The following is a 13521-nucleotide window of genomic DNA, read 5'->3' on the forward strand; positions in this document are numbered from 1 at the left end:
ATCGTAGTAATAATCAGTCTCCACTCACACTGAATGCTCGGTCACATCGTCGCCGTTCGGGACCCAATCGGCAATCGCGCGGTCAAGCCCGGCAAGCTGTTGGGCGATTTGCTGAGAATCCTTCTTTTTTCGCGAGCTACAAACCAGCTCGATCTGCGCCGCTTGCGCTGCACTCACGGAATCCCCAATCATTCGAGCAGCGCCTTGAATACGATGCGCATGATAGGCGAGCCGTTCCCACGCCTCTTTGCTCAGCGCATTACGTGCAGCGAGTATGTCTTCTCGGACGGAATTAACACACGCTATTCGCCACCCCCGCTCACTGGTCGGGATAACCATTTCGCCGTCGTCGTTCAGGTTTGTGGAATGATCCAACCACTGACCCAGCGCCTCACGCAATTCGCTAAGGCGAATCGGTTTATGTAACACCGCATCCATCCCACTGCTTCTGCATCGCTCGGAATGCTCACTATCGATGCTGGCTGAAATCGCCAAAATCGGCGTCCGCGGCTGCTCGCGCGTTTGCTCAATTTTCCGCAATTGACGAGCAACAGCATATCCGTCCATATCGGGAAGTTGGCAGTCAAGCAAGACCGCAGAGAACGTGCCTGCCGAAAACGTCGTGATCGCCGTGCGCCCCTCCTCGACCGCTATGCCGATCAACCCAAGTTGCTGAATCTGTGCCTCAAGGACAACTCGACTCGATGCGTGATCCTCGACGATCAGGATTGGCGGCGTATGGTGATGTGCACTCAGCGGCACAACAGATTCGCGATTTGACAAAGGATTTCCGATAACGGTCTCCTGCGCAACAATCAACACGGGGATATCGACACGCACGACGGTTCCCACATCCAACACGCTTTCTAGTTTGATGTGCCCACCCATGGCATCGATCAACTCACGACAAATCGCCAAACCAAGTCCTGTTCCGCCAAATCGCCTTGTCACAGACATCTCGCCTTGCGAGAACACTTCGAACAATTTTTTCTTGGCCGAATCCGGAATACCGATACCGGTATCCTGAACAGTGAAAACGAGCCATGCTCCGCGCATATCGGCGTACCAGTTTACACTTAATTCGACCGCTCCCCGACCGGTAAACTTGATTGCGTTGGATAGCAAGTTCAGCAACACCTGCCTCACGCGTGTCGGGTCGAACATCATTGTCGGCATTCCGCCCTCTGGTAAATGCAAAAGCAAATCCAGCTGCTTTTCGCGCGCGGACGCCTCAACCAAATCAATGGCTTCGCGCGCGACCAGATCGCCATGAGACGCGATGCACTCCAATTGAACCGCTCGCGCTTGCAGCCGAGTGTAATCCAATAGGTCGTTAAGCAATTTAAAAAGCGACTCCGCTGCACTACTAGCGACGTCGATCAAACGCCGCTCCTGCTTTTGCAGCATACCTTGCTTTAGCAACTCGACCGCAGCAAGAATCGCATGGATAGGTGTTCGGATCTCATGACTTATGGTTGCCAAGAAGAGATTTTTTTGACGCTCACTTGCAAGTGCGACCTGGCGTGCACGCCGCGCATGATATATGGCTATCACTAAGGCAATGATCAGCCCGATGGCCAAGAAAATTGGTATGCCAAAGTATCTAAACAGTGCCTCAAAAGAGGGCCGCACATAGTCGGCCTGATTGAGCCAACGATCGCTGATCTTCTCGGCCTCGATGTCATCGATATTGGCAAGCGACTTGTTGACGATGGAAACCAACAGGGCATCCTGCGAATGCACCGCCATACGCAGCATCGCTGGCGCATCCGGCAATGTTCCGGCAATATGCAACACGTTCTCGTAGCGCCCACGAAGCAATGGGTATGCGATCGCATCGGTCACAATAGCAGCATCTACTTGTCCACGCGCGGCGGCGGCCGTAGCGTCCGCCTCACTTGGAACACTAACCAGATGCACGTCAGGGTAGCGATGCCGGAACCAGCTTTCGTATTTTCCTGATTGTTCGACCGCAATGGTGCGTCCGGCGAGCCGCCTAGCATCGAATACAATCGGAAACATGCTCCGGGCAACGATTAGTGAGCTGCCGGAATAGTAAGTTCTCGAATAAAGCGGCGAATCCAAACTTTCTCCCGGCAGTTCTTGAAACGCACCCGGTAGGATATCGACCTTACCCGAATTAAAAGCATTTACCGACTCGGCCCAACTGGCCGTTTTTACCAATTCAAGGCGCATCCCCGTCGTCGTCGCGACATCCCGAAGGTAATCGATGCTTAATCCTTGGGGCACGCCGTTCTCGATAAACTCAACAGGTCTCCAAGCCGGATCGACCGCGAAGCGGATGACAGGATGTGCCCGAATCCACGCCAGTTCCTGAGCATCAAACAATTCCCGCCCCACATCCATTGACCACGCGGGTATGGCACCGAAGAGAAATATTATGGCGAGCCCAATACGCTTATCCATGGTCATTACATAATGCGACTGACCTGGAACAGCTCATGATCGTTCGCGATACCCAGTTTTCGAAACGCACGCTGCTTTTGACCACTAACGGTCTTCACGCTTCGACAGAATTTCTCTGCGATTTGCGTCACCGAATACCCTTCCAAGCAGCAGCGAATGACTTCCACCTCGCGAGCAGTCAACTTACAACTCTGCAGATGATCTCCCAACGGCTCGATCCTGATGCTGTCACTTGCATCACCATCGTCGTCAAACATTTTTAAATTTGACATGCCCGTTGGCACATAATCTTCACCACGCATCACGCAATGAATTGCATTCGCCAAATCACTCAAATCTTGACTTTTCCCGACAAATCCATTCGCGCCTGCACGCAACGCCATTTTGGCTGTCAACGGGCTCTCGTGTGCTGTGACCACTAGAATTTTGATATGTGGATAGCGAATCCTCAACATCCTGATCAAATTCAATCCATCAGCATCCCGATGCTGCAGAGAATAATCGACCAACAGCAAATCTACTTCAGTTCTTCCCAACTGAATCAGCAGTTCACGCCCTGTGGCACACTCACCGACTACTCGAACGGTAGGGCATTGCGCCAAATAAGCGACAAGCCCTTGTCTTACCACTGCATGGTCGTCCAGCAACATCAATCGCACCGGTTGATTCCATGTCCACATAATATGCATTCCCATAAACCTCTTGCCTCGAGCGCCCATACTCGAAGCGAACCCAAAGAGCATAATACGTATTCAGCTCGTGCCCAGCGCAATTAATTTCTCGCGCCACTTCATCGACGCTCCAATTCCTTGGACATAAAATATTTCCACCAATCCGCAGCCACCCATAAAATACCAAGCAAACACAGCATCGAACCGATAAATTTATGCAGGCAATTGGCGACCCAACACCAATCCGGATGAGGCTCTACAATAAAAAAGGACCAATTCAAGCCTTCCAAGAAAATCGGGCGGCCCGCACAATTAACCATCACAACCTCCAGCGCCAGCTGAAATAAAACAGACGCATACAACACAAAGAATATTAACTTATCCCGACGACTCCAGCGCCCAGTTAATGCATTTGATCGCACCATTAAAATCAACCGCGAGGCAATCAACAACATCACGAGCAATCCACCCCAAAGATGGATGCTCATCCAGACACCATAATCAGCCCGTGTCACCATCCGCCCATCAAACGCGACATAAACTGAGGCCACCAACAAGAGAATCAGCCAGTGCACATAAACGATGATTCGACCGCTCGCAACAAATATCACGGATTTTAGGATCGCCATAAACCATGAGCACCCGCTTCAAAAGCGACCTTACTTTTCATCTCCTTGCCCTGAATCCGGCAGCGTTCGGCACGCTGGACCAGAGACTGGCGGAGCATCCGTTGGATATTCTTGCTTGCCCAACACGTACGCCGGACTGGTGACAACCACCCCATCATTCATTGTTGCCTCTACGAAGTAGGCACTCCATCCCAGCGGAGGGATTGCAACAGGAACCTTGACTGATACAGGGCCGCTCCCCTTCGGGAGTCTGAGCGACGTCGGCGTATAACGCACGCCACAGGCATACCGGAAATCACGAGCATTGCCATTCGTTGCAGCCCAAAGCTTTAATTGCTGCGGCGTCTCGTCGAGCGATAGATTAATTTCCACATCCCGTTGATCCAGGGTCGCTCGCAAGACAGGCATCGGCTTCTCGCTCCGATAACGCATCACAAATGCAGAAAGTGCTTCGACGGCCGGCACTCGTACGCCCGCATGAGATACATTTGGCACCATGCGCAGAGCCGGACTACCCGACAACTTGTCGAGATAAAGGGTAGCACCATCTGGCACAAAAAAATCGTCGCCGCTTGCGTTGATAATGTACTCTGTCACCTTGCGCTTATGCGACATCAATCCTGAAAAGTATTGAAGAGGATCGATAATTCTCGCGAGTTGATCAAACTCAGGTTTGCCCAAGTGCTCATGGATCCGATCACGATAATAGGGCGCAAATGCAATGGGCCAATGATGGCCATAGGATTGATAAATGTGTTGCAACGCCGATTGCATGTCGAGCAGATCCATGGCAAACGGAACGATTGCGTCCACACGCGAATCTTCCGCAGCGACCAGCCATGTCGCCCAGGCACGCTTGGACAACCCAGACACAGCGAAATGAGCCAATCCCAATGTCGGCAATTCTCGCTGCGCGAGTGACATCGCCCGCGATACCGCCCCTGCCATAGGAAGTTCGATTGGCGAAACCGCACGCTGACCCGACGCCTCCATAAACAGCCGCCAACTCCGAGCAACACTTTCGTCCTCGATGCGCGGTATCCCATCCCCGGAATAAGTCAATCGTTGATTAGGAATATCACTCACCGAGATCACCACAACCTTGGTTTTCTGTGCAATCGACGCGAGCGACTCCCCAGAAAAATCGGGGGTAATTCTATCAGCTGGCCCTGGATATCGAATTCCATTATTGACCACAACCAACGCTCGCCCCGACGCAGCTCGCTCTGGAATATATAGATCGACATTATGTATCCAATCAGCAGGCGTGACCTGATGATTCGGAGACCAAGACTGAGACACAAGCCGATAAGAGCGCCGCTCAACACCCGCCGCAAACTGCTCATTTTCCATCGTATAGCGCAATGGCTCTGCCTCTAGCGCCTTCTTGTAGAGCGACAACGCATTCGCCGAAGCCGCACGATCCCCGTCGTATCCATCAGCCCCACCGCCAACATGCCGCGAACAGGCTACAAGTGCCTGAGCCACCACAATGATGCACAACAGCCATCGATAGCGCCACATACCTCTCCCGTTTACATCAATCAAATCCCGGCCGGACAATCCCTGAAATTCACCGCCGAAATTTCTTTCGTAACCTGGCAAGCAATGATGATCCGAGAATCATCCGCACCACCCATTCAATTCGGACTACGTATCGTTCAAACAAGAATCCCATCACTCTGGACACTCCCGTTTTGCTAGTTTTCCACGCGCCCGGACATGAACAAAATGCCCCCTCAATGCAACGCATTAAGGACGGCGCACCTTGTTTCCTGCGCGACATCAACATTCAATTCACGGGTAGCTATCCCACATTCCCGAGAAAAATAGCGCGCAGCGAATCAGCAAGGCACCCACGCGAAAACTCATTGATCGGTATGCTTTGCTGCTCACTCTACCCTGCATCATGCGGAATTTGTCCACACACACGCGAACAACGACGGCTCCGCCCGCTTACCGCGACAGCACGATCCGATCATAATCAGACCGATTGCGTCACATCCAGCGCCTCATGCTCTCAGCCAATTTCGCTCGCCCGCAACCTCAAGTACGAGCACGAGCACCTAATGCTTGAGCGAATTATCAATGCGAAACGCACCAATGACACCCATCCAATGAAGATTCACGGATTCCTTAAAATTTCTTAAGCTCCGCGCCAACAAAGTCGAGCCCATCTCGCAAGACGAGTTAGATTTATTGTGAGCAAGATTTCACCCAAACGGCGACAGATATGTCTCAGTTTGGGTGCCATAGAAAAAAACAATCGATTGCCTTGAGCGATTCCCCCCCAACCGCTACAGCCACGAGCCAAGGGGCACCACGCCAGACGGGCGGCCGGCGTCGCCGATAGAGCGAAGCGCGAGGAGGTCTGAAGTCCCGATGGCGCCGACAAAATGGATGTCGATATCTGCCTCCACCACTGGAGACTGTTCTCTTTAGCGTCGATGCCGGTAAAAGGCCGCCTAGGTCACTCAATTCCGCAACCGCATTGGCAGCCCACTTACCCAGAGATCCATCCGGCGGTGCCACTCTGCTTGAGCGCTGGCCGCACCCAAACACACTCGCCCGCCGCCTTGCGAAGCTCGTACCGCGCATGGCAAGAACTTGGCGACCGAGATCGTTCAGCGCTCAACGTGCAAATATTGGCCGCCCCGGATCCGCATGCCGGGAGTCGGCGTCAAGGCCACCGCCTGACGCAGACCGAATTTACCCATAGCCAACCTGCCATTCCACACTCGAACGTAGCTCGCTTGTCAAGACCGCGCGGACTCAAGAACCTGCTCGCCTAGCCCACGCAACTCCGCGATACTCTTGACCCCCATCAGGATGAGCGAGGCCTCGATCTCGGATCGAAACAATTCGATCACGCCAGCGACACCGACGGCGCCGCACGCAGCCAAACCATAAACGTAGGCGCGCCCTAATGCGACGCCACTTGCGCCGAGCGCAATCGCCTTAATCACATCAGCGCCACGCCGGATGCCTCCATCCAGAACAACGTCCGCATCAGAACCTACGGCCCTGGCAATTTCCGGCAAAACCCGGATCGTGGATGCAGCGGGATCTAACTGCCGACCGCCATGATTGGAAACCATCAAGCCATCTGCTCCGCAGTCAAGCGCGCGGCGCGCATCATCGGCCGACATTATGCCTTTAACAACGAGCCGCCCGCTCCACGCGACACGCAACCATCGCATTGCCTCCCACGTCGAATCGGGATCGATCTGCTGCCCCAGTCCAACGGACTGGTCCATGACCCACCGACCGAGTTCGGGATATCGGCTAATTGTTCCCAAGCGTGGAATCCCATCCGCCATCAGCCACCCGAGCCAGGCGGGATGACGCAGGACATCCACTAGCAAGCGAACGCTCGGGACGCGCCTGGCGCGGAATCCATTGCGCTCGTCTCGCTCCCTGCGAGGTGTCACGGGCGTGTCGACCGTCCAGATCAGGGTCTTGATGCCTGCCGCCCGCGCACGATCAAGGAGGTTCTCAGTCAGTGCACGGTTGCGCAACATGTACAACTGAAAATACAGCGGCCCTTTCCGTACGGCGGCCACGTCCTCGACAGAACAGACTGAAAAGGTCGACAGGCACTGCGCAATGCCGCACTCACCTGCCACCTTGGCGGCAACCAGCTCGCCGCGCCGCGCCATCATTCCGGCAAAACCGATAGGACCCAGCATCAACGGAAGTCGATGCGTATCCCCAAAAAACGTGGTCGCCAGATCCACTGCGGATACGCCACCCAACACCCGCCCCCGCAACACCCAACGATCGTAGTCTGCACAATTGCGACTCAGGGTTGATTCGCCATTTGCACCGCCGTCGAGATAGTCGAAGAGCACCCTGGGGAGGTTCCGGCGGGCCCGCCGGCGGTAATCTTCAATGTTTACGTAGCTATTTCTCATCCGATCCACCCTCTCGACAACCGCATCCCGCCGATGCCCCGATAAGTGCACGCTCTCCGATCAGCACCAGGCAAGAAGTCCTGACAGCGTCAAAGTTGGCGAAGTCATAGACCACGTTACCGCAAGCGGGAGAGTATACTTTCACATGAAAGTAACTGGACCTTACTTACATCTGAAAGTAAAGTCAACATCTCCTGCTCATACTGCTCCGACCCCATGAAAGTAGAATCCGACACGACGGCTACGCCGAACGACGAAGACGCCCCCCATCGTTTCAATCTTCGCGATTATCTGCCCTACCATTTAACGATCCTCTCCAATCATCTCGCTGCTGCATTGAACAAGACATACGGGAAAAGGTGGGGGCTCAGCGTCTCGGAGTGGCGGGTACTGGGAATCCTGATGAGCGACGGATCGATGACAGCCGTTGAAGTCGCCACGGAGGCCGATCTTGATCAGGTGGCGGTTCATCGCGCAACCTCGCGCCTCCTCGAGCGTGGCTTGGTGTCGCGGGAGGTGGACGCCGTCGACAAGCGCCGCAAACCGCTGAATGTCACGCAGCAAGGCGAACAGTTTTATGCGGAAATTGCGCCCTTTGCACTCGAACTACAGAGGAATCTCCTTGCGCCATTGAATGAAAATGAGCAGACGCAGCTATGGGCGCTGATCAGAAAATTGTCAGCGCGCGTGGAGGAACTTTGAAGCCCAACTCATTCGTGACCGACAAACCGAAATCTCAATGGAGATAAATGATCGGGAGGACGTGCTCACGCAGCCATTGTCATCTAGATCAGCAATGAGTACCCCTTTGCAACACGCGAGCCATCAACATTTCCCCACAAAGCATCGCTTTTCGATCTGGCATACCGGCTTGCGTGCAGGAAATATTCGTCTTTGCGGAAAACGCTCCACCGACAGCATAAATCACCATTGCCATGGACTCGAGTCGCCGCCAAAGAAAGCGAAATTTGGAGATATTTCGCGCTGCCCCCTGTTTATAAATTTTCGGTAGATTTTATCGTAGCAGCACAAATAAATATGTCTTCCACAAAAAGTCAATGCCACGTCGATTAAATTGGGATCGGAACATTCCCAAGCGCCCCAGCCACACCGAGCTCGCCGATGAACAGAACTTTTTGCAATTGATTGTGGTGCCACATCCATTTTGAGAACTTTCCGCATATTCAGGCCGACTAAATCCCGGGAAACGGCGGTTAGAATGGCGCACCATCACCCACCCTCCACCGCCGCCTCGCGTTGGTATTTCGAGGGGGTCTTCTCCATTGTCGCGCTATCTAGCGCTCATCGGCTATGCGGATTTCCCAATGAAGCAAAATGGCAATATCACCACCTACATTGCGATCGCGATGGTCCTTGGCATCGTTGTCGGCTACGCCTGCCACACCGCCTTTCCCAATCCACAGACCACAAAGGCGATCGCTAGCTACGTGTCACTGTTATCTGACATGTTTCTGCGTCTCATCAAGATGATTATCGCGCCGCTCGTGTTTGCGACGCTGACCATTGGCATTGCGCGCATGGGTGATGCGGGTGCGGTCGGTCGGGTTGGCGCGAAAGCACTCGGCTGGTTCTTTGTTGCTTCGTTTGCATCACTGCTGTTTGGATTGCTGATGGCCACGGCGCTCCAACCAGGCAGTCACATCAACCTGCCGCTGCCTGAACCTGACGCGCAGACTCACCTAACAACTGGCGCCTTCACCCTGAAGGAGTTCGTCACCCACCTTGTGCCGCGCTCAATCGCAGAGGCGATGGCAAACAACGAGATTCTGCAGATCGTCGTATTCTCAATCTTCTTCGGTACCGCGCTGTCGGCACTCGGCAATTCGGGTAAGCGACTTGTGGGGGTGCTCGAGGATATCGCACAAGTGATGCTGAAGGTCACCAGCGCGGTGATGTGGTTCGCACCTGTTGCCGTGTTTGCGGCACTTGCGTCCATCATCACGACGCAAGGCCTCAGCATCCTGTTCACGTTCGCCAAATTCATGGGGAGCTTCTATTTCTCCCTCGCGCTGCTCTGGGGGATCCTGATGCTTAGTGGCCTTGCATTTCTCGGCAAGCGCACGTTCCATCTCATCGGTTTGATTCGCGAGCCATTTCTGTTGTCATTTGCGACGGCGAGCTCGGAGGCATCGTACCCGAAGCTGCTCGACGCACTTGACCGCTTCGGCGTAAATCGCAAGATCTCGAGTTTCGTGTTGCCGATGGGCTATTCGTTCAACCTCGATGGCACGATGATGTATTGCACATTCGCGGTGCTGTTTGTCACGCAAGCATACGGGATCCATCTGCCACTCACCACACAATTGACGATACTACTGCTTCTGATGCTCACGTCGAAGGGGATGGCAGGGGTGCCGCGCGCATCGCTCGTCGTGATCGCCGCGACACTCCACCAGTTCAACCTGCCGGAGGCCGGACTCCTGTTGATCATGGGTGTTGACACCTTCCTCGACATGGGTCGATCAGCGACCAACGCAGTTGGCAACTCGATCGCGGCTGCGGTGATCGCAAAATGGGAGGGCCAATTGAACGAACCGGAAGAGCATAACGAGATTGAATCTTCGCTGCCCGAGATCAAGCACATGCAATAGCGCATATTGACAACGACGATCCTCCCATCAACGGCGCCGACTTGGTGCATTGCTTCTTGCCTCCCGTGCTGCACGACGTTGGATCACGAACAGGCCGGTAGGGAGTCGCCACCACGCGGGAGTGATCGATGGTCAACCGGCGGAAGCACCGCTGGCCGAGCAGCGTGAGTATCATGCAGCATAAGATCGTCGGTCGAGAACAATCCGATTGCCCGTGGATGCCAACATCCAGCCGCTGACAGAAACTTGATGCCAGCAGATATGACCGATAGTAACGAGGCAGTCCCCGCCGGAGGTCGTGAAGAAACAACGCTGGTTGGCGTGAACGTCTCGTTTGCCGGCGATGCTTACAGTCGAACAGCACCGATTCCAAGGTCTAGGCGGGGTGCGGGTCGATCTGAAAAAACGGATGTACTGTTAATGTGTAGCGCAGCAGCCTAAAACTGTGCGCCATCCCGTGGCATCAGTACGGACAGATCGGCTTGATTGACCTTCGCCGAGTGATCTGCCCCCACCCAGCATTAGACATTTTAATGCATCTTGTATTTTGCTTAATAAACTTTAAAACACTCCCCAGCATCGCCATACTTCACACGTCTGCTGCCACTTGGCCGCGAAATCATCTACCGATTAAATCAATAAGGAACTCATATGAAATATATTCCCATCCTCATGACGACCATCATGCTTGCGTGGCCTGCTGAGATGTTGCTTGCCGCCCCTGCCCGCCCACTCGCTCATCCGGTCGCGGCCACATCGACATCAAGCACCATTCATTCGCCCCGTCACCGGAAACCCAAATCTGTTTCCAGTCACACATCGTCAGCACACGTGATGCCAAAACACACACCAGCCGGTTCGCTTCCCGCGCGGCGCGTCCAATCAAAGTAATCATCACCGGAACGATTTCCATCGCAGTCATTTCTTATGAAACCATCCACCACAGTATTGCGCTACCTGATTATCGCGTGCACCGCAAGCGCCTTAGGTGCGTGCGGCGGCGACAACGATGCCGGAGAGTTGTTGGGGATTACAAAACCCGCCGTCCGTTTTGTCAATGCGGTACCAACGACATCACTTGACATTTACCGCAACGGCAAACGCTTTGCATTTACACAACAAGATTACCCTGCGGTATCGAAGTTAGGTTCTTTTTCAGCCGGTGTATCCACGTTTTCTGCACGCGGCAGCAACCACCCCGAACAAGGCGATATCGGCGTAGCCGGTAGCATCAATGGCGATCGCGGCCATCGATACTTGCTGTCTGCGTTTCCCAGCGCGAGGTCCACGACTAGCGGATCTGATTCTATTGACTTACGTATCGTAGATGATCCACATGATTACAAAGCGCCGCTGGCCCCAACCCTGCGCATCCTGAATGCTGCCGCCAATACGCAAGCCGTTGACGTCTATGTCACACGCCCCCAAGAGCAGCTGTCGGCGCCAACTGTAACATCGCTAGCGTATCAAGCAACTTGGCCAGCCTCTGGAGTGAACTCCTTCAAGCTACCGGCTACCGGCTATCGTATCCGGGTCTCCGCGACCGGCGACCCGGGAAATATCCTGTTTGATTCACAAACAATCAACGCTCATCGCAATGCCGACCTGATTGCCGTCCTCTTGCCCGCACGGATTGCCGCAGGCCCGATATCTCGGGGAGACTTGAAAATGTTAGTCGATGACGCCAATAGCAACGACGCGACGCGTGAAATTATCGATCATTCAGCAAAGTAGTCCAGCATATTGGAGATAAAAGTTTGACCCTGCCCGGATACCACATTCAGCAAGATATTTGATAACTTTTTGACTGCATGGAGAACAGGATGGCAAATAAAGTAATGCCGAGACCAGCATAAAGGTGAGCGCGAAATCTGGCGCGCCTGGATTTGATGGCTCGGAGAGCCGAGGATTGTGCCCACGATAATTTTTTGTGGGCACAATTCATGGAAATAGTGACGATTGTGAGTTTTTGCCGCTGCGAGACCAAAGTAGGTGCCAATGGGAAACGCAGCTACGACAGGCTACAAGGGTTCGTTGGGTGATGCGATCCACGCAGTGCTGTGCGGCGCCGGCCACAACCTATGAATGATCCTGCGCTCGCTGCGGCATTTTTACGCCCTGATTCCACTCGCTTTACCCAACTTCCAAGCCGCTGCGCCATTGGCGACATAGCTTCAGCTGCGCGGCAAAACGAATTGTTCAGGGGCGAATCAGGAGATCAATGGTTGCTCAACCACTGGTAAACCGTCGGATTGTCGTCGCACTGGCCAAACCCGCATTCGACCAACGTCGAAAGAAGATTGGCCGCCACGATAGCGACGAAGATACCTGTGGCCACTTTGCCGAGGATGTTTATTTTTTGGGACTCCGGATGCTCCCAGCTCCGAAGCACAAGCATCCCCGCGACAAATAGCACCGTCAGCACCGCGGTGATGGCCGCCCAAGTATAGAAGTGCAGCCCGAGGAAGGATGATCCGTACGCCCCAGAACCTGGCGTGATGTGCAGCAAAACTTGCCGAAGCGCGATCGCACCCGTTGTCAGTGCGCCTACTAGGATCATGCCGTAGTGCGCACTGCGAATGCCGAAGCAAACATTCTGGACGAGCCCGAGGCCGATCAGGACCAAGCCGACTCGCTGCAATAGGCACAACGGACAGGGTAATTCGCCGAGGCTGAATTGATAATAGAATGCAATGCACAAAGTCAAGCATACACCGAGCAGCGCCAGGCCATTCAGATTTTGACTGCTCCACGTGCGCTCGTGGCGGGGGGCGGTGTTCGTACGAGTATCCATTTGCAGGCCCCTTAAAACACGAGATTGAGCGCTTCGGTGGCGTGATGCTTGAAGGACGCGAGCGTGATGACGAGCGTCACGAGATAGAAGACGATGGTCGCCTTTCGCCTACCGAGCATTGATGCGCCCGCAGTGACAAGTGCCAGCAGGAAAGGAAGAAACATGAACATGGTTACCTCTTTGTATGATGAAAAACGGAATGGAAGATCGGCGGGGGAGTAGCTCGGAAATATAGGGATTGAAGAACCGCTCCGTGTTGTGCCGGAGATCGCCGAGTTTGGCGCCATGCAGCGCAAGCGCGCCAACTCCAAGTTTCGATTGTAAGCCTCCTCCGCTTCTGCTGATGCTGGCACGGCAGTTACTACCGTCATCGAAATCAAACGAGTACGATCAAAATTCGGGCGAATTGCTATCATTCGGCGAGTCATGAAAATTCCCGCGCTTATCCGAAAATCGTTATAAACCACCATCCGC

General features: G+C 54.0%; 11 protein-coding genes and 1 pseudogene. 4 read left to right on the forward strand and 8 right to left on the reverse strand.

Annotated features, from left to right (window positions below; translation table 11 throughout):
* Positions 1–24: 24 nt before the first annotated feature.
* The 5 genes from FPJ27_RS14150 to FPJ27_RS14170 form a co-directional block, all read right to left on the reverse strand.
* On the reverse strand, positions 25–2427 hold the full coding sequence (locus FPJ27_RS14150; RefSeq protein WP_204421524.1) for a transporter substrate-binding domain-containing protein: 2403 nt from the start codon (positions 2425–2427) through the stop codon (positions 25–27).
* Positions 2428–2432: 5 nt separating this feature from the next.
* The gene (locus tag FPJ27_RS14155; protein ID WP_239483187.1) at positions 2433–3077 is read right to left on the reverse strand and encodes a response regulator transcription factor; all 645 of its coding nucleotides are present in this window, start codon (positions 3075–3077) and stop codon (positions 2433–2435) included.
* A 140-nt stretch (positions 3078–3217) separates the two neighbouring features.
* Complete coding sequence (locus tag FPJ27_RS14160; RefSeq protein WP_204421525.1) at positions 3218–3727, reverse strand: hypothetical protein; 510 nt, start codon at positions 3725–3727, stop codon at positions 3218–3220.
* Positions 3728–3757: 30 nt separating this feature from the next.
* Positions 3758–5332: a PhoPQ-activated protein PqaA family protein gene (locus tag FPJ27_RS14165; protein ID WP_239483188.1), complete on the reverse strand. Its 1575-nt coding sequence runs from the start codon at positions 5330–5332 to the stop codon at positions 3758–3760.
* 1151 nt (positions 5333–6483) lie between these two features.
* The gene (locus tag FPJ27_RS14170; protein WP_239483189.1) at positions 6484–7578 is read right to left on the reverse strand and encodes an alpha-hydroxy acid oxidase; all 1095 of its coding nucleotides are present in this window, start codon (positions 7576–7578) and stop codon (positions 6484–6486) included.
* A gap of 279 nt (positions 7579–7857) precedes the next feature.
* On the opposite strand from FPJ27_RS14170, the gene FPJ27_RS14175 reads away from it, so the two are divergent.
* Positions 7858–8343, forward strand: coding sequence for a MarR family winged helix-turn-helix transcriptional regulator (locus FPJ27_RS14175; RefSeq protein WP_204421527.1), 486 nt, complete (start codon positions 7858–7860; stop codon positions 8341–8343).
* A 623-nt stretch (positions 8344–8966) separates the two neighbouring features.
* Positions 8967–10253 (forward strand): dicarboxylate/amino acid:cation symporter, encoded by a 1287-nt coding sequence (locus FPJ27_RS14180; RefSeq protein ID WP_204421528.1) that lies wholly within the window; start codon positions 8967–8969, stop codon positions 10251–10253.
* A gap of 682 nt (positions 10254–10935) precedes the next feature.
* Here the strand turns inward: FPJ27_RS14180 and FPJ27_RS14185 are convergent.
* Complete coding sequence (locus FPJ27_RS14185) at positions 10936–11166, reverse strand: hypothetical protein (RefSeq protein ID WP_204421529.1); 231 nt, start codon at positions 11164–11166, stop codon at positions 10936–10938.
* Positions 11167–11180: 14 nt separating this feature from the next.
* Here FPJ27_RS14185 and FPJ27_RS14190 point away from each other — a divergent pair, with 14 nt between their 5' ends.
* Both FPJ27_RS14190 and FPJ27_RS14195 read left to right on the forward strand, forming a co-directional pair.
* Positions 11181–11987, forward strand: a complete 807-nt coding sequence (locus FPJ27_RS14190) for a DUF4397 domain-containing protein (protein ID WP_204421530.1) — start codon at positions 11181–11183, stop codon at positions 11985–11987.
* A gap of 291 nt (positions 11988–12278) precedes the next feature.
* Positions 12279–12425, forward strand: a pseudogene (locus tag FPJ27_RS14195) (IS5/IS1182 family transposase); the annotation flags it as partial.
* A gap of 46 nt (positions 12426–12471) precedes the next feature.
* On the opposite strand, the gene FPJ27_RS14200 reads toward FPJ27_RS14195, so the two are convergent.
* Both FPJ27_RS14200 and FPJ27_RS14205 read right to left on the reverse strand, forming a co-directional pair.
* Positions 12472–13047: a disulfide bond formation protein B gene (locus tag FPJ27_RS14200; protein WP_204421531.1), complete on the reverse strand. Its 576-nt coding sequence runs from the start codon at positions 13045–13047 to the stop codon at positions 12472–12474.
* Between the two features lie 11 nt (positions 13048–13058).
* On the reverse strand, positions 13059–13517 hold the full coding sequence (locus tag FPJ27_RS14205; RefSeq protein WP_204421532.1) for a DUF5993 family protein: 459 nt from the start codon (positions 13515–13517) through the stop codon (positions 13059–13061).
* Between the last annotated feature and the right edge of the window lie 4 nt (positions 13518–13521).

Source organism: Burkholderia sp. MS455 (assembly GCF_016899445.1).
Lineage (GTDB): Bacteria > Pseudomonadota > Gammaproteobacteria > Burkholderiales > Burkholderiaceae > Burkholderia > Burkholderia pyrrocinia_C.

Bases quoted from the DNA above. Each gene is read 5' to 3' on its own strand.
- FPJ27_RS14200 (WP_204421531.1), bottom strand. From the start codon at position 13,047: ATGGATACTCGTACGAACACCGCCCCCCGCCACGAGCGCACGTGGAGC.
- FPJ27_RS14180 (WP_204421528.1), top strand. From the start codon at position 8,967: ATGAAGCAAAATGGCAATATCACCACCTACATTGCGATCGCGATGGTC.
- FPJ27_RS14160 (WP_204421525.1), bottom strand. From the start codon at position 3,727: ATGGCGATCCTAAAATCCGTGATATTTGTTGCGAGCGGTCGAATCATC.
- FPJ27_RS14150 (WP_204421524.1), bottom strand. From the start codon at position 2,427: ATGGATAAGCGTATTGGGCTCGCCATAATATTTCTCTTCGGTGCCATA.
- FPJ27_RS14185 (WP_204421529.1), bottom strand. From the start codon at position 11,166: ATGGAAATCGTTCCGGTGATGATTACTTTGATTGGACGCGCCGCGCGG.
- FPJ27_RS14205 (WP_204421532.1), bottom strand. From the start codon at position 13,517: ATGGTGGTTTATAACGATTTTCGGATAAGCGCGGGAATTTTCATGACT.
- FPJ27_RS14155 (WP_239483187.1), bottom strand. From the start codon at position 3,077: ATGTTGCTGGACGACCATGCAGTGGTAAGACAAGGGCTTGTCGCTTAT.
- FPJ27_RS14175 (WP_204421527.1), top strand. From the start codon at position 7,858: ATGAAAGTAGAATCCGACACGACGGCTACGCCGAACGACGAAGACGCC.
- FPJ27_RS14190 (WP_204421530.1), top strand. From the start codon at position 11,181: ATGAAACCATCCACCACAGTATTGCGCTACCTGATTATCGCGTGCACC.